A 20,783-nucleotide genomic window follows, 5' to 3' on the forward strand; every position below is an offset into this window, starting at 1 on the left:
GGCTCGCTCCGGCCGGGCGGTGGCCGCGCCCGACGCCCGCGCGCCGGGCGGCAGTTGGCGCCGTGGGGCCGCGCACGACGGTCCCCACGGCGCCCGAGAGGTCGCGCGCCCTGCCGGGCGGCGGCCTCAGCGGCGGTCGAAGGCGCGCTGGAGGGCCTCGGTGGCCAGTCGGCGCTCCTCGTCGGTGGGCCGGAGTGCGGCGCGGTGCGAGCGGCGGGCGCCGGGCGCGTACGCCGGGCGGGAGGAATCGGCAGCGGCGGCGTGAGCGGGACGGGCGGCGCGGGACGGGGCTGCGGACGTGGCGGTGGGCGTGGCCATGGAAAGCGACTCCTTCTGCACGACGCGAGAAGAGATCCGCGAGGAAGGCTCCACGAGGCTCCCCGGGGAGAGCTGCACGAGGGGTGATCCGCGCGAGGGGAGAGAACTGCCGTCAGCCGTGGCGGGGACCGCCGGTGCCCCAGGGGTGGCCTGCGCGGGCACGGGCGTCACATCCGCTGAACGCTCGATCGAGCGGGGACGTTCGGCTTCCTACAAAGATAGGAGCCGTGAGCGGTTCTGTCTCGCCAACTAGTTGGTCTTCCTACTATCTGAGACGGACTCGCCCTCGGGGCCGCCTCTCCCGCCCCGTCCGTCACCCCGGGCGCCCGCGTCCCGGCCGTCACGGGCCCGGAACGCGGGCGGGCCCGGCCCCCTCCGTACGGGCGGAGGAAGGGGCCGGGCCCTCATCGCACAGGGGCTGCGGGGGGTCAGCCCATGTGCGGGTACCGGTAGTCGGTAGGCGCCACGGCGGTCTCCTTGATCGCGCGCGGCGAGGACCAGCGGATCAGGTTGAACTTCGAGCCCGCCTTGTCGTTGGTGCCGGAGGCACGGGCACCGCCGAACGGCTGCTGGCCGACGATGGAGCCGGTCGGGCGGTCGTTGACGTAGAAGTTGCCCGCGGCGAACCGCAGCTTCTCCGAGGCCGCGGCGACCACCTCGCGGTCCTTCGCCAGGACGGCGCCGGTCAGCGCGTAGGCGGAGGCCGACTCCATCTGGTCCAGCATCGCGTCCCAGTTCTCGTCCTCGTAGACGTGGATCGCGATGATCGGGCCGAAGTACTCGGTCTTGAAGACCTCGTTCTCCGGGTCCGAGCAGACGATCACCGTCGGGCGGACGAACCAGCCGACGCTGTCGTCGTAGGAACCGCCCGCGACGATCTCGCAGCTCGGGTCCGACTTCGCACGGTCGATGGCCGCCTTGTTCTTGGCGAAGGCACGGTCGTCGATGACGGCGCCGATGAAGTTCGACAGATCCGTCACATCGCCCATGGTCAGGCCCTCGACCTCGGAGACCAGGTCGTCCTTGAAGCCGTTCTCCCACAGGGAGCGCGGCACATAGGCGCGGGAGGCGGCCGAGCACTTCTGACCCTGGTACTCGAAGGCGCCCCGGGTGATCGCCGTCTTCAGGATCGCCGGGTCGGCGCTGGAGTGGGCGACGATGAAGTCCTTGCCGCCGGTCTCGCCGACGATGCGCGGGTAGGAGCGGTAGGTGGCGATGTTCTCGCCGACGCTCTTCCACAGGTGCTGGAAGGTGGCGGTCGAACCGGTGAAGTGGATACCGGCCAGCTCCGGGTGCGGGATCGCGACCTCGGAGACCTCCTTGCCGTCACCCGTCACCAGGTTGATGACGCCCTTCGGCAGCCCCGCCTCCTCCAGCAGCTGCATGAGCAGCACGGCGGCGTGGGTCTGCGTCGGGGACGGCTTCCACACGACGACGTTGCCCATCAGCGCCGGCGCGGTGGGCAGGTTGCCGGCGATCGCGGTGAAGTTGAACGGCGTGATCGCGTAGACGAAGCCCTCCAGCGGGCGGTGGTCCATGCGGTTCCAGATGCCGTTCGGCTGGATCAGCGGCTGCTCCTGGAGGAGTTCACGCGCGAAGTGCACATTGAAGCGCCAGAAGTCGATCAGCTCGCACGGGGCGTCGATCTCGGCCTGCTGCGCGGTCTTGGACTGGCCCAGCATCGTGGAGGCGGCGATCGTCTCGCGCCAGGGGCCGGACAGCAGCTCGGCCGCCTTGAGGATGATGGCGGCGCGGTCGTCGAAGGACATCGCGCGCCAGGCCGGAGCCGCCGCGAGGGCCGCGTCGATGGCGTCCTGCGCGTCCTGCCGGGTCGCGTTCGCGTAGGTGCCGATCACGGCCTTGTGGCGGTGCGGCTGCACGACGTCGACGCGCTCGCCGCCGCCCATCCGCTTGACGCCGTCGATCGTCATCGGCAGCTCGATCGGGTTGTCGGCCAGCTCCTTGAGCTTGGCCTCCAGCCGTGCCCGCTCGGCGCTGCCGGGGGCGTAGGTGTGCACCGGCTCGTTGTACGGCGCGGGGACCTGGGTCACAGCGTCCACGGTTGCTCCTTGTTCGTCGGTACGGAATCAGAAGTCTCGGCGGTCCGTCAGCGGGACGGTCAACTCCGGCTCACCCACGACCGCGACAGCCGTCAGCTCCGGCTGACGAGCGACCTCAGGCTGCCCACCCCCGGGGGACAACCCCCGGACCCCCGGCCGGAGAGCCGCCACGGACCTGGGCAGCACGTCAGCTCCGGCTGACGAGCGACCTGAGGAAGAAGGCCATGTTCGCGGGGCGCTCGGCGAGCCGTCGCATGAAGTAGCCGTACCAGTCCGTGCCGTAGGGGACATAGACCCGCATGCGGTTCCCCTCGGCCACCAGCCGCTCCTGCTCCGCTTCGCGGATGCCGTAGAGCATCTGGAATTCGTACTCCTCCTGCTTCCGACCGTAACGCCCGGCGAGATCCTGTGCGATGGCCACCATCCGCGGATCGTGCGAGCCCACCATCGGGTAGCCCTTGCCCGCCATGAGGATCTTGAGGCAGCGGACATACGCCTTGTCGACCTCGCGCTTGTCCTGGTACGCGACCTCGGCCGGCTCCTTGTACGCGCCCTTGACCAGACGCACCCGGGAGCCCTCGCCGGCCAGTGCGTGGCAGTCGTCCTCGGTGCGGAACAGGTAGGACTGGAGCACGGCGCCCGTGCCGGGGAACCGCTTGCGCAGTTCGGCGAGGACGGCGAGCGTCGAGTCGACCGTGGTGTGGTCCTCCATGTCGAGGGTCACCGTCGTCCCGGCCTCGGCCGCCGCCTCGACGACGGGCAGGACGTTCTCGTACGCCAGATCGTGACCGCCCGCGAGCGCCTGCCCGAAGGCGGAGAGCTTCACGGACATCTCGGCGCGGTCGGCCAGGCCCGCCGCGGCCAGCGCCTCGGTGAGCGCCAGATAGGCGTCCCGGTTGCGGAGCGCCTCGGACCGGTCGGTGATGTCCTCGCCCAGGTGGTCGATGGTGACCTCCATACCGCGGCCGGACAGCGACCGGATGGAGCGCAGACACTGATCGAGCTGCTCGCCCGCCACGAAACGGTCCACCATCGGCCGGGTGACCGGCGCGGCCGAGACGAGGCGGCGGATGCTGTCGCTGCGCGCGGCGGCGAGAAGCACGGGACCCAGCACGGGCACCTCCACGAATTGTTCTTGTGCAGGCTCGACGGCGCGGAAGCGCGGAGCCATCCAGAATGTATGGACCGTTTCGCCCTACAGCTATCGACAGCTGTCACGCATCAGTGCCCTGCATCTCAGACACGTGTATGAGAATGGAGAGCGACCGCCCGAAGAGCGGCAGATGAACCCGGCCTTCCCGGACCAACCACTCTTCGCCGGTACATCACCACCATGCCGCGCGGAACGGGACGAACCGAGCCCGTCCGGCGCGGGGTACCCGCGGTGCGCGGGGCATGCACGAGGCACGACGGAGGTACGGGGTGCGCGAGGACTACCAGGCGCTGATCGACGAGGTCTCCCAGCTCCTGGGCACCCCCGCCACACTGGAGAGCCGGGACTTCTCGTTGATCGCCTTCGGGGCGCACGAGGACGACGAACCCGCCGGCGACACCGCGGCGCACACCGGGCCCGCGCTGGACGCGGTACGCACCCGCACCATCCTCCAGCGCCGCTCCAGCGCCGCCGTCCGCACCTTCTTCGAGAGCTTCGGCATCACTCGCGCCACCGGACCGGTCCGGGTGCCGCCGGACCCGGCGGCCGGCGTCGTGCACGGGCGGATCTGTCTGCCCGTACGCGACCGCGGCGTCGTCCACGGCTACATCTGGCTGCTGGACGACGGCGCCCTCGACCTCGCCGACCCCCGGCTGGCCGCCGCCATGGCCGTCGCCGACCGCACCGGCGCCCTGCTCGCCGCCCAGACCCGTACCGAGGCGCACACCGGCGAACTGCTGCGCGCCGCCCTGGCCGAGCGCGGGGGCTCGGCGCGGGACGAGGCGCTCGCCGGGCTGCGTGCCGCGCTCGGCTCCGCCGCCACCGGGCCGGTGGCGCTGGTGGCCCTGCTGCCCTGGCTGCCCTGGAGCGACGAGGGCCCGGAGCCCGGCCGCGGACCGGTGCCGCACGCGCTGCCCCGGATCGCCGCGCAGTGCGTCCGGGACGGTGCGCTCGCCGCGCTGGTCCGGCTGCGCGGCCCGCACGCGCTGGAGCCCGCCCGCACCGCCGCCGAGCGGCTGCTGCGCTCCCCCGGCGCGCAGGGCGCCCCGGGCGGGCCGGCCGCCGGCATCAGCGCACCGCGCGCCGGGCTGGACACCCTGCATCTCGCCTGGCACGAGGCGCTGGCCGCCGCCCGGACCGCCCGGGCCGAGCGCTCCGCCGCCGTCCCCGGCCGCAGCACCGGCCCGGCCGTGGCGGAATGGGAGGCGATCGGCCCCTACCGGATGCTGACCCGGCTCGCGCCGGCGGAGGGCTCCGGTGCGCCCGCCGATCCCGCGGTGCGCGAGCTGCTGCTGCCCGCGCACCGCGAACTGGCGCGCACCGCAGAGGTGTTCCTGGACAGCGCCGGCCAGGCGGGGCGCACGGCCGCGGCCCTCGGTATCCACCGGCAGACCCTCTACTACCGGCTCTCCCGCGTCGAACGCCTCACCGGTCTGGACCTCGACGAGGGCGAGGACCGGCTGCTGCTGCACATGGCGCTGAAGTCCGCACGGCTCACCCCCGCCCAGGAGCCGCCGTCGCGTCGGCCGTGAAGGCGGTCGGCCGCTCGTGCCGCGCGGCCAGCACGGCCGCGAGGCCCTCCCGCAGATCCGCGAGGAAGTACCCGGGGACCTCCAACGAGGGGAAGTGCCCTCCGGCTTCGGGGGTCCTCCAGTGGACGATCCGCCGGTAGCGCTGCTGCGCCCAGGGGCGCGGACACTTCTCGACGTCGCGGGGGTACATGGTGAGCGCCGACGGGACGTCGACGCGGAGTCCGGGGTCGAGCGAGTTGTGGCTCTCGTGGTAGAGGCGGGCCGCCGACGCGCCGGTCCGCGTCAGCCAGTACAGGGTGACGTCGTCCAGGATCCGGTCCCGGGACATCGTCTCGAACGGGCTGTCCTCGGTGTCCGACCACTCGGCGAACTTGTCGAGGATCCAGGCGAGAAGCCCGACCGGTGAGTCGACGAGCGCGTAGCCGACGGTCTGCGGCCGGGTCGCCTGCTGCTTCGCGTACGCCGCACGGTGGCGCCAGAAGTGGTGGGTGTCCTCGGCCCATCGGCGTTCGACCGCCGTCAGCCCGTCCATGGTCGATCCGGGCAGCCCCTCGGCGAAGGTGGTGTGGATGCCGAGGACGTGCTCGGGGAACCTGCCGCCGAGCACCGTGGTGATGTTGCCTCCCCAGTCGCCGCCGTGCGCGGCGAAGGTGCTGTAGCCGAGCCTGCCCATCAGTTCGACCCACGCGGCCGCCGTCTTCTCGGTGCCCCACCCGGTGGTGGCCGGTTTGTCGCTGTAGCCGAAGCCCGGCAGCGACGGGACCACGACGTGGAAGGCCGGCGCGTCCGCGTCCTGGGGATCCGCCAGCGCGTCCACCACGTCGATGAACCGCACGATGCTGTCCGGCCAGCCGTGCGTGAGGATCAGCGGAGTGGCGTCGGCGCGCGCGGAGCGGCGGTGCAGGAAGTGGATGCCCAGGCCGTCGATGGTCGTGCGGAACTGCCCCGTCCGGTTGAGGCGTTCCTCGAACGCCCGCCAGTCGTACCCGGTGCGCCAGTAGTGCACGACGTCGACGAGGTCGGCGAGCGGAACGCCCTGTTCCCACCGGCGGGTTCCGGACGCGGCGCGCGGGAGGGTCTCGGCCTCCGGCAGCCGTGCCGCGGCCAGTCGGGCGTGCAGATCGTCGAGGTCGGCTCGGCTCGTGCGGATTTCCACTGCTTCGACGTCGCTGGTGGGACGGGGCATGAGACCTCCTGGCCACGGGGGAGACTGCTACGACCTTGCGAACCGGCTATGACGGTTCTAGCAGTTTCCCCGAGCCCCCGACAACCAGCTATGGTGGTTCCATGCCTGCCGCGTTCCCCGACTTCCGCCTCGGCAAGGTGCTGGCGACCAGCTTCACGGGCACGCTCTCGGAGCGTCACGGCGACGCCGTCGAGCGCATCCCCACGCCGCAACGGCTCGTCGACTGGCTGGCGGTGAACGGCCTCGCCGTGGACTCCTGCACGGCGGCCCAGCTCGAACTCGCCCGGGAACTGCGGGAGTCGATCCACGCCGCGGCGACGGCGGCCGCGCTCGGGGACACGCTGCCCGCGGCCGCCGTCCACGTCATCAATGAGCGCAGCGCCCAGGGGCGGGCCGCAGCGGTCCTGACGCCCGAGGGCGAGCGGCGCTGGGGGCTCGGCCCGGAAGCCCGCGTGGAGGACGCGCTCGGGGTGATCGCCGCCGACGCCATCGACATCGTCGCGGGCGAACGGGACGGCAGGCTGGCCCTGTGCGCCTCACCGACCTGCCGGGCCGCGTTCTTCGACACCAGCCGGAGCCGCACCCGCAGATGGTGCGACATGAACACCTGCGGGAACCGCGAGAAGAAGGCGCGGTTCCACGGCCGGCGGAAGGAGCCCGGGGCGGCGGGGTGAGCGCGCCGCACGGGGAGGAACGGGCGGGGAGGAACAGACACGAACGCCGCGGTGTGCGGACCGGCCGGTCCGCACACCGCGGCGTTCGTGGTCCCGTCCGAACGGACGGGTGTGCTCACTCGGAGAGGTTCACCGCGCGGGCCTGGGTGGCGCCGATCTCGCCGGCGATCTCGGTCAGCACGGCGCCGCCGATGGTGTCGTCCACGGTGAGCGCGACGAGCGCCTCGCCGCCCTCCTCGGCGCGGGACACCTGCATGCCGGCGATGTTGATCCCGGCCTCGCCCAGGACCCGGCCGACGGTGCCGACGACGCCGGGCCGGTCGCTGTAGCGCAGGAACGCCATGTGGTCGGTCAGCGCCAGATCGACGTCGTGGTCGTTGATCGCGACGATCTTCTGGAGGTGCTTGGGGCCGGAGAGGGTGCCCGAGGCGGACACCTCCTCGCCGTTGGCGAGCGTGCCGCGCACCGTGACGACGTTGCGGTGCTCGGCGGACTCGCTGGAGGTCGTCAGCCGCACCTCCACACCGCGCTCCTGGGCGAACAGCGGCGCGTTGACGTAGGAGACCGTGTCGTCGACCACGTCCTCGAACACGCCCTTGAGCGCGGAGAGTTCCAGCACCTTGACATCGTGCTGGGTCAGCTCGCCGTACACCTCGACGTCCAGCCGGACGGCCACCTCGCCCGCCAGCGCCGTGAAGATCCGGCCGAGCCGCTCGGCCAGCGGCAGCGCCGGGCGGACGTCCTCGGCGATCACACCGCCCTGCACGTTCACCGCGTCCGGCACCAGCTCACCGGCGAGCGCCAGCCGCACCGACTTGGCGACCGCGATACCGGCCTTCTCCTGCGCCTCGCCCGTCGAGGCGCCCAGGTGCGGGGTGCACACCACCTGGTCGAAGGCGAACAGCGGGGAGTCCGTGCACGGTTCGGAGGCGTACACGTCCAGACCGGCGCCCGCGACCCGGCCCTCCTTGAGCGCCGCCGCCAGCGCCTCCTCGTCGACGATGCCGCCCCGCGCGGCGTTCACGATGCGCACATTCGGCTTGACCTTGTGCAGCGCCTCGTCACCGATCAGGCCGAGCGTCTCGGGCGTCTTGGGCAGGTGGACGGTGATGAAGTCGGAGACCTCCAGCAGCTCGTCCAGCGACAGCAGCTTCACCCCCATCTGGGCGGCGCGGGCCGGCTGCACGAACGGGTCGTAGGCGACGACCCTCATACCGAAGGCCGTCATCCGCTGGGCCACCAGGACACCGATCCGTCCGAGGCCGACGACGCCGAGCGTCTTCTCGCTCAGCTCGACACCCGTGTACTTGCTGCGCTTCCACTCGCCGTTCTTCAGCGCGGCGTTGGCCTGCGGGATGTTGCGGGCCGTGGCGACGATCAGGCCGCACGCCAGCTCGGCGGCGGTGACGATGTTGGAGGTGGGAGCGTTCACCACCATCACACCGGCCTTCGTGGCGGCCGGCACGTCCACGTTGTCGAGCCCGACCCCGGCGCGGGCGACGACCTTCAGGCGTCCGGCGGCGGAGACGGCCTCGGCGTCGATCTTCGTGGCCGAGCGGACGAGCACGGCGTCGGCCTCCGGGAGCGCGGCGAGCAGCTCGCTCCGGTCGGCGCCGTTGCACTGCCGGATCTCGAAGTCCGGACCGAGTGCGTCGACAGTGGCGGGCGAGAGCTCTTCGGCGATGAGTACTACGGGCTTGCTCACGTGGTCTCCAAGTCCTGGCGGATCGTCCCCGCCGCAGCGGAGCAGGTGGCCGGCCGCACTCCGGCGGCCGTAGACGTAAGGAGGGGGTCATCCCCGCGGGCGCAGGGCAGACGCACGACGCTGTGAGCCTGGGCGCGCTTGCTGCTGAGAAGTCTATCGGCGGAGGGAAGAGGGCCTCAGCGGATCGCGCCGATACCCGCGGCACGGAGGCGGTCCGTCCCGCACGCCCCGCGCGGGCGCGGCGCCGGGCCCGCCTGCGGGGCACGCCCCCTGCGCGTGCCGCTGGGGCCGCGCGCCCCGCGGCCCCCGCCGCGGACCGTGGTCCGCCGCGGGGGCCGGGGGCTGCCGGGCCGGGGAGGCTTACTGCTCCTCGTCCACCCAGGACATCAGGGAGCGGAGCTTCTTGCCCGTGGTCTCCAGGAGGTGGTCCTGGTCGGCCTTCTTGTACTCGTTGTACTTGGGCAGGCCGGCGTTGTACTCGGCCATCCAGTTCTTGGCGAAGGAGCCGTCCTGGATGTCGCCCAGGATCTTCTTCATCTCGGCCTTGGTCTGCTCGTTGACCACGCGCGGGCCGGAGGTGTAGTCGCCCCACTCGGCGGTCTCGGAGATCGACCAGCGCATCTTCTCCAGGCCGCCCTCGTACATGAGGTCCACGATCAGCTTCAGCTCGTGGAGGCACTCGAAGTAGGCGATCTCCGGCTGGTACCCGGCCTCGACCAGCGTCTCGAAACCGGCCTTGACCAGCGCCGAGGTGCCACCGCACAGCACGGCCTGCTCACCGAACAGGTCGGTCTCGGTCTCCTCGGTGAACGTGGTCTTGATCACACCCGCGCGGGTGCCGCCGATGGCCTTGGCGTAGGACAGGGCCAGCGCGAAGGCGTTGCCGCTGGCGTCCTGCTCGACGGCGGCGATGCACGGCACACCGCGGCCCTCCTCGTACTGCCGGCGGACCAGGTGGCCCGGGCCCTTCGGGGCGACCATGCAGACGTCGACGGTGGACGGCGGCTGGATGAAGTCGTAGCGGATGTTCAGGCCGTGCCCGAAGAAGAGCGCGTCGCCCTCCTTCAGGTGCGGGGCCACGGACTCCTCGTAGACCTTGCCCTGGATCGGGTCCGGGACCAGGATCATGATGACGTCCGCTTCCTCGGCCGCCTCGGCGGGAGCGACGACCCGCAGGCCCTGCTCCTCGGCCCTGGCCCGGGACTTCGACCCCTCGTGCAGGCCGACGCGGACATCGACGCCCGAGTCGCGCAGCGACAGCGCGTGGGCGTGGCCCTGGCTGCCGTAGCCGAGAACCGCGACCTTGCGGCCCTGGATGATGGACAGGTCGGCGTCGTCGTCGTAGAACAGCTCGGCCACTGGGGAATTCTCCTTGTGTTCAGGGATGGTGCTGCCCAACCTATGACGCGGGCTGGGCGTTGAGGGGCGGGGGCGGACACGTCACGCGGTACGTTCCAGGGCGCGCAGGCTCCGGTCGGTGATGGAGCGGGCGCCTCGTCCTATGGCGATGGTTCCGGACTGCACCAGTTCCTTGATGCCGTACGGCTCCAGCATCTTCAGCATCGCCTCCAGCTTGTCGCTGCTGCCCGTGGCCTCGATGGTCACGGCCTCGGGCGAGACGTCGACGGTCTTGGCGCGGAAGAGCTGGACGATCTCCACGACCTGCGAGCGGGTGTCGTTGTCGGCGCGGACCTTCACCAGGACGAGTTCGCGCTGCACGGCCGAACCCGGCTCCAGCTCGACGATCTTGAGAACGTTGACCAGCTTGTTGAGCTGCTTGGTGACCTGCTCCAGCGGCAGGTCCTCGACATTCACCACGATGGTGATGCGCGAGATGTCGGGGTGCTCGGTGACGCCGACGGCGAGCGAGTCGATGTTGAAGCCGCGGCGCGAGAAGAGCGAGGCGATCCTGGCCAGGATGCCGGGGGTGTTCTCCACCAGCACGGAGAGCGTGTGCTTGGACATCGGTGGGCCTTCCGTTCGTGGACCTTCTCGATCCGTCTCAGTCGTCGTTGTCACCGAAGTCGGGCCGCACCCCGCGGGCCGCCATGACCTCGTCGTTGGAGGTGCCGGCGGCGACCATCGGCCAGACCATCGCGTCCTCGTGGACGATGAAGTCGACGACGACGGGCCGGTCGTTGATCGCGTTCGCCTTCTCGATCACCGCGTCCAGCTGGTCGGGGTCCTCGCAGCGGATGCCGACGCACCCCATGGCCTCGGCGAGCTTGACGAAGTCGGGGACGCGCGTGCCCTTGGCCGGGGCGTCCGCGGCACCGTCGCCGCTGTGCAGGGTGGTGTTGGAGTAGCGCTCGTTGTAGAAGAGCGTCTGCCACTGGCGCACCATGCCCAGGGCGCCGTTGTTGATGATCGCGACCTTGATCGGTGCGCCGTTGAGCGCGGCGGTGACCAGCTCCTGGTTGGTCATCTGGAAGCAGCCGTCGCCGTCGATCGCCCACACGGTGCGGTCCGGCATCCCGACCTTGGCGCCCAGCGCGGCCGGCACGGAGTAGCCCATCGTGCCCAGACCGCCGGAGTTGAGCCAGGTGGCGGGCTGGTCGTAGTCGATGAAGTGCGCGGCCCACATCTGGTGCTGGCCGACGCCGGCGGCGAACACCGTGCCCTCGGGGGCCAGTTCACCGAGGCGCTGGATGACCTGCTGCGGGGCGAGCGAGCCGTCCTCGGGCCGGTCGTAGCCCAGCGGGTAGGCGCTGCGCCAGCGGTCCAGCAGCTCCCACCAGTCGGTGTAGCGGTCCTCGCGCACCGCGCCGGGCGTCTCCTGGAGGGCGACGACGAGATCGGCGAGCACCTCGCGGGCGTCACCGACGATCGGCACATCGGCGATCCGGTTCTTGCCGATCTCGGCCGGGTCGATGTCGGCGTGCACGACCTTGGCGTGCGGGGCGAAGGAGTCCAGCTTGCCGGTGACGCGGTCGTCGAAGCGGGCACCGAGCGCGACGATCAGATCCGACTTCTGCAACGCCGTGACCGCCGCCACCGTCCCGTGCATGCCCGGCATCCCCAGGTGCTGCGGGTGGGTGTCGGGGAAGGCGCCGATGCCCATCAGGGTGGTGGTGACGGGGGCGCCGGTCAGCTCGGCGAGCACCTTCAGCTCGGCGGTGGCACCGGCCTTGAGGACGCCGCCGCCGACGTAGAGCACGGGCCGGTTCGCCTCGCCGATCAGCTTGGCGGCCTCCCGGATCTGCTTGCCGTGCGGCTTGGTCACCGGGCGGTAGCCGGGCAGTTCGGTGGTCGGCGGCCACTGGAAGACCGTGGAGCCCTGGAGGGCGTCCTTGGCGATGTCCACGACGACGGGTCCGGGGCGGCCGGTGGAGGCGATGTGGAACGCCTCGGCGATGGTGCGCGGGATGTCGTCGGGGTTCTTGACCAGGAAGTTGTGCTTGGTGACCGGCATGGAGATGCCGCAGATGTCCGCTTCCTGGAACCCGTCGGTCCCGATCAGCGAGGTGGCGACCTGGCCGGTGATCGCCACCAGCGGCACCGAGTCCATATGGGCGTCCGCGAGGGGCGTGACCAGGTTGGTCGCGCCCGGGCCCGAGGTGGCCATACAGACCCCGACCTTGCCGGTGGCCTGCGCGTACCCGGTGGCCGCGTGACCGGCTCCCTGCTCGTGGCGCACCAGCACGTGCCGGACCTTGGCGGAGTCCATCATCGGGTCGTAGGCGGGGAGGATGCATCCACCCGGAATCCCGAATACGGTGTCGGCACCGACTGCCTCAAGAGCACGGATGAGGGACTGCGCGCCCGTGATGCGCGGAGGGGCCTGCGCAGGAACGGAGTGTTCCCTGGTCTGGCTGCCGGTTCGGGGCCTCGGCTGCGGTTTCGGGCCCCCGGTGGCCTGCTCGGTCATCGGCTATCTCTTCTCGGAGAGTGAGGGTTGACGCTCGTACGATGCGGATTTGGGCAGATTTTTCGGGCGAGTGCTCAGGTGCTGGTGCAACAAAAAACCCCCCGTGCCAAAAGGCAAGCGAGGGGAAGCGCGCCGCTGAGAGCGGGAGTCCGTGGAGTCCCGGTCAGCTGACGCGCTGTCCAAGTACGAGAATTCGGGTGCGCATGGCACTGACCCTCTCCCCGTCAAGCCCCGAGTGTCAAGTGGGTGGGACGGGCGTCTCAGTATGCGGTCGGAGCCCGGGATCGGCATGCGGTCGCAGCCCCGTGCGGGTCACCGGCTCCGGCCCCGTGGGCCCGCCCCGCCGCACCGGCAGGGTGGCCGTGGCCGTCGCCGCACGCCCTCCCGAGTGCTCCCGGCCGCCGGCCGTCTCCTCGCCGCCGCCCTCGCCGTGCTCACCGCGCCGGCCGAGCGGCGCCCGGTGCGCCGGGCCGCGCCGCGCCCCGGGCTCGGGCACCGGGTAGATCCCGCGCGCCAGCGCCCGCCGCAGCCGGTGCTCGTCCAGCGGCCCGGAGAAGACGGCACCCTGACCGTGCGTACAGCCCATCTCCGCCAGCAGCGTGGCCTGTTCGGGCAGGTCCACCCCCTCGGCGACGGTCGTCAGACCCAGATCGCCCGCGATCCGCAGCAGCCCCGCGGTGATCTTGCGCTGCCGGGCGGACTCCACGATGCCGTCGGTCAGCCCGCGGTCCAGCCGCAGGATGTCCACGGGCAGCCGCCGCAGCGCCGAGATCGCCGCGTAACCGCTGCCGAAGCCGTCCAGCGAGATGAGCACCCCGAGCCGGCGCAGCGCCGTGAGCCGGCGCTCCAGCTCGTCCAGCGGGATCCGCGGATCGCTGTCCGACAGCTCCAGGATCAGCGCACCGGCCGCGCCCGGCACCCCGGCCGGCCCGGCGGGCGCGCCCAGGGCCGCGCCGCCGGTGGGGCCCGGCACCGCCGCCAGCCCGTGCCGGGACAGCAGCTCGCCGATGCTCGCCGGCTCCATGCCCGGCTCGGTCAGCCGCCGCACGGGCAGCCGCACCGTCACCGGCGCCCCGTACCCGGCGCGCCGCCGGGCCGCCGCCTGCTGGACGGCCTCCTCCAGGATCCAGCGGCTCACCTCGGCCGCGCGCTCCCCGCTCGCGCCGCGCGCCTCCCGGGGCGAGGCGCCCTCCGTGCGCAGGAACTCCGCCGGGGTGAACAGGATTCCCTGCGCGGAGCGCCAGCGTGCCTCCGCCGCGACCGCGGTGACCTTGCCGCTGGCCAGCTCGACGATCGGCTGGTGCAGCAGCGCGAACTCCCCGTCGTGCAGGGCGCTGCGCAGTCTCTGCGCCAGCTCGGCACGCTTGACGACCTCGGCCTGCATCTGCGGCGCGTACAGCTCCACCCGGGCCTTGCCGGCCTGCTTGGCCCGGTACATCGCCAGATCCGCGTTGCGCATCAGCGCGGACGGGGTGATGCCCGGCTCGGCGAAGGCGATCCCGATGGAGGCGGCGACCCGCACCTCGGTGCCCTCGACGCGGTACGGGTCGGAGAGCGTCAGACGCAGCCGGTCGGCGATGTCGTGGATCCGCAGCTCCCGTTCGGCGTCCGGGGCCTGGCCGGGCTCCCCGTCGCCGCGGATCAGCACGGCGAACTCGTCACCGCCGAGCCGTGCCGCGGTGTCACCGGAGCGGACGGAGTCGTGCAGCCGGCGCGCGGCCTGCACCAGGAGTTCGTCGCCCGCCTGGTGGCCGACGGTGTCGTTGACGGCCTTGAAACCGTCGAGGTCGATGAAGAGGACAGCGGTACCGCAGTCGCCCCCGCGACGACCGCCGATCGCCTGGCGCACCCGCTCGGTGAACAGCGCGCGGTTGGGCAGATCCGTGAGCGCGTCGTGCGAGGCGTTGTGCTGCAACTGCGCCTGGAGGCGGACCCGTTCGGTCACGTCACGGCTGTTGAAGATGAGCCCGCCCTGGTACCGGTTGACGGTCGACTCCACATTGAGCCAGCGGCCGTCGCCGTGCCGGAACCGGCACTCGATCCGGGTGCAGGACTCCTGCTGTGCGGAGCTGGCCAGAAAGCGCCGCAGCTCGTGCAGCACCCGCCCGAGGTCCTCCGGGTGGACGAGGCAGGCCAGTTCGGAGCCCACCAGCTCCTCGGCGTCCCGCCCGTAGACCCCGGCCGCCGCCGGAGAGACGTAGCGCAGCACACCGGTGGAGGCGGCGATCATGATGACGTCGCTCGACCCCTGCACCAGGGAGCGGAAGTGGTTCTCCTTCTGGGCGAGTTCCTGGGTCAGCGTGATGTTGTCCAGCAGCATGATCCCCTGCCGCACGACCAGCGCCAGCACGACCGTGCAGGCCGTGAAGAGCACGACGCGGTCGATCTCCCGGCCGTCCAGGGAGTTGTACAGGATGCCCAGCGTGCACACGGCCGCCGCCAGGTACGGCGTGATCGCGGCCAGCGAGCCGGTCAGCGGACGGCTGGGGTGGGTGGCACGGGCCTCGGCCCCGCGTTCGGTGGCGACCGGGCCGGGCTGTTCGGCGGTGCGCGCGGGCTGGCGGGCGGCCGCCCAGGGCGCGTAGGCCAGCAGCAGGGAACCGGCGAACCAGCCCGCGTCCAGCAGCTGCCCGGAGGAGTAGTGCTGGCGCAGCAGCGGCGAGGTGAACAGGGCGTCGCACAGCACCGTCAGCGCGAGGGCGCCGACCGCGGTGTTGATGGCGCTGCGCTGCGCTGCCGAACGCCGCAGATGCAGGGCCAGAACCATGCTGACGAGCACGATGTCCAGCAGCGGATAGGCCAGGTTCAGCGCGGCCCTGGCCACGGAGTCGCCCTGCCAGTACTCGGTGTGCGCCAGGGCCAGCGACCAGGAGAGGGTCAGCAGGGAGCCGCCGATCAGCCAGGCGTCGAGGCCGAGGCAGGCCCAACCGGCGCGGGTGACGGGCCGTTTGGCCAGCACCAGCAGCCCGATGATGGCGGGCGGCGCGAAGAGCAGGAAGCAGAAGTCGGCCGACGAGGGCCTCGGCACCTGCTCGCCGAGCACCAGTTCGTACCAGCCCCACACCCCGTTGCCGAGCGCCGTCATGAACGAGGAGATGCCGAACAGCACCCATGCCGGGCGGCTTCCGTCCCGGAGGCCCGTGCCGCCGGGGGCCGCGTCCGGCCCGGCCGGCCGGGTGGCGGGCAGGTTCCGCGCGTACCAGAGGCAGGAGGCCGAGGCGAGCAGCGCCGCCAGGCTCAGCCCGAAGTCCCCCATGAACAGGGCCACCGTCCGCGAGCCCCAGCCGAACGCCGCGCCCACCGCGTAGGCCATGCACACACCGGCCAGGATCAGTTGCGGCAGCACACCCTGGGCGGCCTTCTGTTCGGACCGGGCCGCGCCGGGCCGCGGATGCACCGCGGCGCGGGGGGTGGTGCGGGAGCCCGTGTCGGCGGGCGCGTGGTGGGTGCGCCCCGTGAAATCCGCAACCGAGTAACGGCTCCTCCCGGGAGCTGCTTCGTGGGCGGTCATCGTGTCCCCCGTGCGACCGGGCGCCTCTGGCGGCAGTCGTGGTGCCGGACCGGCCGGTTACCGGCGGAACTCGGCGTGATCGTCAGGCGGTTGGGGTCCGGTTGCGTGCGGCGTCCGTGCCGCTCGCGACAGTTCGTCCGTTGCTCGTGCATTCGCCCGTCGCCCCCCTCGTGTCCGGGTTTCGCCCCCAGTCGGGACGATACACCAGGTTCGTCACTCTGGGACATAGTCCCAATACAGACGGTAACGACAACAGGCTCTTTCGGTACAGGGCGGAGTCGTACGCGTGCGTAGCGTGGCTTCCGACGGCCATTTCGGGGTTTACGGCGGCTACGCCACGGCCACCGCGTTCTCCAGTTGCTCACCGGCCACCCAGCGTCTCAACTGTGCCCGCAGCAGCCGCTCGGCCCGCGGCGCGAACGCCGCCGTGTTCCCGCCGACGTGCGGGGTGATCAGCACTCCGGGTATGCGCCACAACGGATGCTCCGCGGGCAGCGGTTCCGGATCCGTGACATCCAGCGCGGCACGCAGCCGCCCCGGAACCCCGTCCTCCGCGCCCGGCGCCGACGCCGGCGAACCCACCTCGGCGAGCAGCGCCTTGGTGTCCACCACTCCCCCGCGGGCCACGTTGACCAGCAATGCTCCGTCCTTCATCCGTGCCAGGAAGCCGGCGTCCACCAGGCCGCGGGTCTCCTCGGTGAGCGGCGTGGTGAGGATCACCACATCGGCGTCCGGCAGCAGTTGACCGAGATCCGCCACGGGCCGCACCGGACCCAGCGGCGCATTCCGCGCCCGGCGGGCCACCCGGTGCACGGCCGCCACCTCGAAGGGCAGCAGCCGCCGTTCGACCGCCTCTCCTATGGCGCCGTACCCGACGATCACCACCGTGCTGTCCGCCAGCGCGGGATCCACCCGGGAGCGCCACCGGCCGTACTGCTGTGCACGCACCGATTCCGGGAGATTACGCAGGGCAGCTAGGGTCAGGGCCAGCGCGAGCTCCGCCGTGCTCGCGTCGTGCACCCCCCGGGCGTTGTGCACCCGGACACCCGCGGGCAACCGCCCCTTCGCGGAGGCGAGGTGATCGACCCCCGCCGTGAGGGTCTGGACGACCTCCAGCCCCGTCATCAGCGGGAGGGGCCGTACGGCGACCTCAGCACCCTTGCCGTACGGGGGGACGTAGAAGGCGCAGTCGGCGGGGTCCGCCGGGTAGTCCTCCTCGCCGTTCCAGTAGTGGTACGTCAAGGAACCCGGAAGGCCGTCGACGGAGCCCGGCGGCAGCGGCAGCCAGACCTCCCGCGCGGGAGCCGTACCGCCCGCGGCGGCCCCGTCCGCCCCGTCGGCCTCGGGGGGCCGGGTGATCCCGGGAACCGTGCCGGTCTCGTTGCTCTCGTTGACCTCGTTGACGAAGTTGACCACGGGGCGACCCTAATTCCCCCGCGCCCCATGACGTGAGGGCGGAGCGGCGGCTCGGAGGGCGTGCGAGGGGCGCCCGCCGCACCCGCTAGTTTTGTGGGCGGTCAGGAGGGAGCACGTCCAGGTGGAGCGCAGAACGATCGGCGCGTCGGCCCTCGGCGTGGGCGCCGTGGGCCTCGGCTGCATGCCGATGAACTGGGCCTATTCCGCCTCCCAGCAGCGCGGGGAGGAGTCCCTGCGTACCGTCCACAGCGCGCTGGACCGGGGCATGACCCTGCTCGACACCGCCGACATGTACGGGCCGTTCACCAACGAGCTCCTCCTGGGCCGGGTGCTGCGGGAGCGGCGCGCGGAGGCGTTCGTCTCCACCAAGTGCGGCCTGCTGGTGGGCGATCAGCACATCGTCGCCAACGGGCGCCCCAGCTATGTGAAGCGGGCCTGCGACGCCTCGCTGCGGCGGCTCCAGACCGATGTCATCGACCTGTACCAGCTGCACCGCGCCGACCCGGAGGTCCCCGTCGAGGAGACCTGGGGTGCGATGGCGGACCTGGTGACGGCCGGAAAGGTGCGCGCGCTGGGGGTCTGCGCCGTGGGCGCCCGCGCGGAGCGGCGCACCGGGAGGGGCATCCACGACGGAACGATCCGCCAACTGGAGCGCGTCCAGCAGGTGTTCCCCGTCAGCGCCGTCCAGGCCGAGCTGTCCGTGTGGTCCCGGGAGGCGCTGACGAGCCTGCTGCCCTGGTGCACGGCGCGCGGCATCGGCTTCCTGGCGGCCATGCCGCTCGGCAACGGGTATCTGACCGGCGCGCTGACCACCGGCGGCGGCTTCGAACCGGACGACGTACGCGCCCGCCACCCGCGCTTCACCGCGGAGATGATGGCCGCCAACCAGCCCATCGTCGCCGGGCTGCGGCGGGTGGCCCGACGGCACGGCAACGCCACTCCCGCACAGGTGGCGCTCGCCTGGCTGCTGGGGCAGGACCGGCATGTGATCCCCGTGCCCGGGACGAAGAAGGCGCACTGGGCGGCGGAGAACGCCGCCAGCAGCGACCTCGTCCTCTCCACCGAGGACCGGGCGGAGATCGACGCCCTGCCCGCGGCCCTCGGCTCCTGGGACTGAGCCCCGGCTTCCCCGCGCGGCGTCGTCCCCGCCGTCGCCCCGGCTCCTGCGCCGAGCGCCGCCCCGGCCGATCCGTCCGGCTGTGCCGCCCGCTGCTCCGGCCGCGCTCCCGCCCGCGCGCCCGCCGGGTGCGGGGCCGGAGACCGGGCGGGTGTCCCCGGGCGTCCGGTCGGTGCGACGGGGTCCGCACGGGGCCGCCGATGTGATCCCCTGGGGGCCGCCGCCGAGATCGAGGAGGAGCCGGACGTGCGACGTACGACGGGTGTGGGCGTGGGGCTGGCGCTGACCGCGGTGCTGGCCGCCGGATGTTCGGGCGGAGACGGGGACGAGGGCGGGGACGGCGGACAGCGCACCCCCAAGGCCGGCGAGAGCACCCGCGCACCCCGGGACAGCACGGCGGCGCCCGCCAAGGGCTCGGCGAAGGTGATCGGGACGGTCGCCGAGGGCCTGGACTCGCCGTGGGGCCTGGCGCCGCTGCCGGGCGGTGATCTGCTCGTCTCCTCCCGCGACAGCGGCAAGATCACCCACATCGACGGGGACAGCGGGAAGAAGACCGAGGCCGGGACCGTGCCCGGGGTCGAGCCCGGCGGCGAGGGCGGGCTGATGGGGCTCGCCTTCCAGCCCGGCGACGACCGGATGCTGTACGCCTATCTCACCACCGCCTCGGACAACCGCATCGTGCGCATGATGTACGACCCGGAGAAGGAGCCCGGGCGCCGGCTGGGCGCGCCCAGCACCGTACTCAAGGGCATTCCGAAGGGGACCCTGCACAACGGCGGGCGGATCGCCTTCGGCCCGGACAAGATGCTGTACGCCGGTACCGGCGAGTCCGGCGAGAAGGGGCTGGCGCAGGACAAGAAGTCGCTGGGCGGCAAGATTTTGCGGATGACCCCGGACGGGGAGCCGCCGGGGCAGGGCAACCCGGAGGCCGACTCCGTCGTCTACTCCTGGGGCCACCGCAATGTGCAGGGGCTCGACTGGGACGACGACAAACGGCTGTGGGCCTCCGAGTTCGGCCAGGACACCTGGGACGAGCTGAACCGCATCGAGCCGGGCGGCAACTACGGCTGGCCTCAGGCCGAGGGCAAGAGCGAGGAGAAGCGCTTCAAGAACCCGGTGGAGCAGTGGCGCACCGCCGACGCCTCGCCGAGCGGGCTCGCCGTGGCGCGGGGCTCGGTGTGGATGGCCGGGCTGCGCGGGGAGCGACTGTGGCGTATCCCGCTGGACGGGGCGGAACCCGCGGCCGAGCCGCAGGCGTTTCTCCAGGGGAAGTACGGCCGGCTCCGCACCGTCGTCGCCGACCCGTCGGCCAAGGACGAGCTGTGGCTGGTGACCAGCGAGACGGACGGGCGTGGCTCGCCGGAGAAGGGTGACGACCGGATCCTGCGCGTCAAGATCCGCTGAGCGCGGGCAGGTCGCGGCCCTTCCGGCGGGCCGGTCTCCCGGAGACGGTGGACACGGAAGGGCGCGAGGACGGACAGGCGCGGGCACGGCCGGCGTGGACGCGGACGGCGCCGGTACGGGCCGCCCGGGCACGGGCGGCGTGGAGCGCACGGGCAGGGTGCAGAGGGCGGAGACAGCGCGGATGGCAGACACGAGGGGCCCCGGATGTTCAATCTGATCGAGGAGTTGTTCGCGCCGGGACGGCGGCACACCGACGACGAGCGCAAGCGGCTGGAGCACGCCCGCTACGAGGAGGGCAGCCAGGATCCCGGCGAGGGGCCGGTGGATCTGGCCTCCGGGCGGGTCGTCATCCGTCCACGGCAGTCGCGGCGCGGCTGACCAGCCGCAGCCGGAAGGCCATGGCCGCGGCCTCGCCCCGGCCGGTGACGCCGAGCTTGGCGAGGATGTGTGAGACGTGCACACTCGCCGTCTTGGGCGAGATGTGGAGCCGCTCGGCTATCTGACGGTTGCTGCGGCCCTCGGCCAGCAGTTCCAGCACGTCCCGTTCGCGGCCGGTGAGCCCGAAGCTCTCCGCGGCATCGGCGGCGGGGTCCTCGGGACCGGGTGGGGTGGTGGCCGCCTCGGCAGCGGGTTCCTCTCCCCGGGCTGAGCCGTCCGCAGCGGTGCCGGCGGGTTCCGTGCCGTACAGCTCGATCCTGGCGCGGGTGGCGAGCTGTTCGGCCTCGGTCCGCAGCGGCAGGGCGCCGAGGTGGACGGCGGTGGCATGGGCCCGGCGCAGCAGAACGGCCGGATCCGCGGCGGAGGGCGAAGCCCCGTCCGCCCCGGCCGAATGTGGCGGG

The 20,783-nt window shown here is 72.3% G+C and carries 16 protein-coding genes; 5 read left to right on the forward strand and 11 right to left on the reverse strand.

Features of this window, described 5'->3' with window-relative positions:
- Positions 1-126: 126 nt before the first annotated feature.
- The 3 genes from SCA03_RS30845 to SCA03_RS30855 form a co-directional block, all read right to left on the reverse strand.
- Complete coding sequence (locus tag SCA03_RS30845; protein WP_030884419.1) at positions 127-318, reverse strand: hypothetical protein; 192 nt, start codon at positions 316-318, stop codon at positions 127-129.
- A 428-nt stretch (positions 319-746) separates the two neighbouring features.
- Complete coding sequence (gene pruA, locus SCA03_RS30850) at positions 747-2,378, reverse strand: L-glutamate gamma-semialdehyde dehydrogenase (protein WP_030884423.1); 1,632 nt, start codon at positions 2,376-2,378, stop codon at positions 747-749.
- A 187-nt stretch (positions 2,379-2,565) separates the two neighbouring features.
- Complete coding sequence (locus SCA03_RS30855; protein ID WP_030884426.1) at positions 2,566-3,492, reverse strand: proline dehydrogenase family protein; 927 nt, start codon at positions 3,490-3,492, stop codon at positions 2,566-2,568.
- A gap of 308 nt (positions 3,493-3,800) precedes the next feature.
- Here SCA03_RS30855 and SCA03_RS30860 point away from each other — a divergent pair, with 308 nt between their 5' ends.
- A complete protein-coding gene (locus SCA03_RS30860; protein WP_086813878.1) occupies positions 3,801-5,063 on the forward strand; it encodes a PucR family transcriptional regulator in 1,263 nt (420 codons plus the stop codon).
- On the opposite strand, the gene SCA03_RS30865 is transcribed toward SCA03_RS30860, so the two are convergent.
- Complete coding sequence (locus SCA03_RS30865) at positions 5,026-6,249, reverse strand: epoxide hydrolase family protein (RefSeq protein ID WP_086813880.1); 1,224 nt, start codon at positions 6,247-6,249, stop codon at positions 5,026-5,028. The genes SCA03_RS30860 and SCA03_RS30865 overlap by 38 nt on opposite strands.
- Positions 6,250-6,350: 101 nt before the next feature.
- On the opposite strand from SCA03_RS30865, the gene SCA03_RS30870 reads away from it, so the two are divergent.
- Positions 6,351-6,923, forward strand: a complete 573-nt coding sequence (locus tag SCA03_RS30870; RefSeq protein WP_086813892.1) for a CGNR zinc finger domain-containing protein — start codon at positions 6,351-6,353, stop codon at positions 6,921-6,923.
- Positions 6,924-7,038: 115 nt separating this feature from the next.
- On the opposite strand, the gene serA is transcribed toward SCA03_RS30870, so the two are convergent.
- The 6 genes from serA to SCA03_RS30900 all read right to left on the reverse strand — a co-directional run bounded on the left by serA (position 7,039) and on the right by SCA03_RS30900 (position 17,291).
- Positions 7,039-8,628, reverse strand: a complete 1,590-nt coding sequence (gene serA, locus SCA03_RS30875; RefSeq protein WP_030884438.1) for a phosphoglycerate dehydrogenase — start codon at positions 8,626-8,628, stop codon at positions 7,039-7,041.
- A 360-nt stretch (positions 8,629-8,988) separates the two neighbouring features.
- Positions 8,989-9,987, reverse strand: a complete 999-nt coding sequence (gene ilvC, locus SCA03_RS30880; protein ID WP_030893665.1) for a ketol-acid reductoisomerase — start codon at positions 9,985-9,987, stop codon at positions 8,989-8,991.
- A gap of 81 nt (positions 9,988-10,068) precedes the next feature.
- The gene (gene ilvN / locus SCA03_RS30885; RefSeq protein WP_030884444.1) at positions 10,069-10,593 is read right to left on the reverse strand and encodes an acetolactate synthase small subunit; all 525 of its coding nucleotides are present in this window, start codon (positions 10,591-10,593) and stop codon (positions 10,069-10,071) included.
- Between the two features lie 37 nt (positions 10,594-10,630).
- Positions 10,631-12,496 (reverse strand): acetolactate synthase large subunit, encoded by a 1,866-nt coding sequence (locus SCA03_RS30890; RefSeq protein WP_030893663.1) that lies wholly within the window; start codon positions 12,494-12,496, stop codon positions 10,631-10,633.
- Between the two features lie 238 nt (positions 12,497-12,734).
- On the reverse strand, positions 12,735-15,809 hold the full coding sequence (locus SCA03_RS30895) for a putative bifunctional diguanylate cyclase/phosphodiesterase (protein WP_371864016.1): 3,075 nt from the start codon (positions 15,807-15,809) through the stop codon (positions 12,735-12,737).
- A gap of 528 nt (positions 15,810-16,337) precedes the next feature.
- Positions 16,338-17,291 (reverse strand): 2-hydroxyacid dehydrogenase, encoded by a 954-nt coding sequence (locus SCA03_RS30900; RefSeq protein WP_030884452.1) that lies wholly within the window; start codon positions 17,289-17,291, stop codon positions 16,338-16,340.
- Positions 17,292-17,544: 253 nt separating this feature from the next.
- On the opposite strand from SCA03_RS30900, the gene SCA03_RS30905 reads away from it, so the two are divergent.
- The 3 genes from SCA03_RS30905 (at position 17,545) to SCA03_RS35365 (ending at position 20,322) form a co-directional block, all read left to right on the forward strand.
- Complete coding sequence (locus SCA03_RS30905; protein ID WP_086813894.1) at positions 17,545-18,540, forward strand: aldo/keto reductase; 996 nt, start codon at positions 17,545-17,547, stop codon at positions 18,538-18,540.
- 246 nt (positions 18,541-18,786) lie between these two features.
- Entirely contained in the window at positions 18,787-19,944 is a 1,158-nt protein-coding gene (locus SCA03_RS30910; protein WP_086813896.1) for a PQQ-dependent sugar dehydrogenase, read from the forward strand.
- Positions 19,945-20,148: 204 nt separating this feature from the next.
- Positions 20,149-20,322: a DUF6191 domain-containing protein gene (locus tag SCA03_RS35365; protein ID WP_169729594.1), complete on the forward strand. Its 174-nt coding sequence runs from the start codon at positions 20,149-20,151 to the stop codon at positions 20,320-20,322.
- On the opposite strand, the gene SCA03_RS30915 is transcribed toward SCA03_RS35365, so the two are convergent.
- Positions 20,291-20,783: helix-turn-helix transcriptional regulator (locus SCA03_RS30915; protein WP_141275779.1), on the reverse strand; the 493-nt coding region annotated here is incomplete at its 5' end. The two genes, SCA03_RS35365 and SCA03_RS30915, sit on opposite strands and share 32 nt — an antisense overlap.

Source organism: Streptomyces cacaoi, from assembly GCF_006539165.1.
GTDB classification, from domain to species: domain Bacteria; phylum Actinomycetota; class Actinomycetes; order Streptomycetales; family Streptomycetaceae; genus Streptomyces; species Streptomyces cacaoi.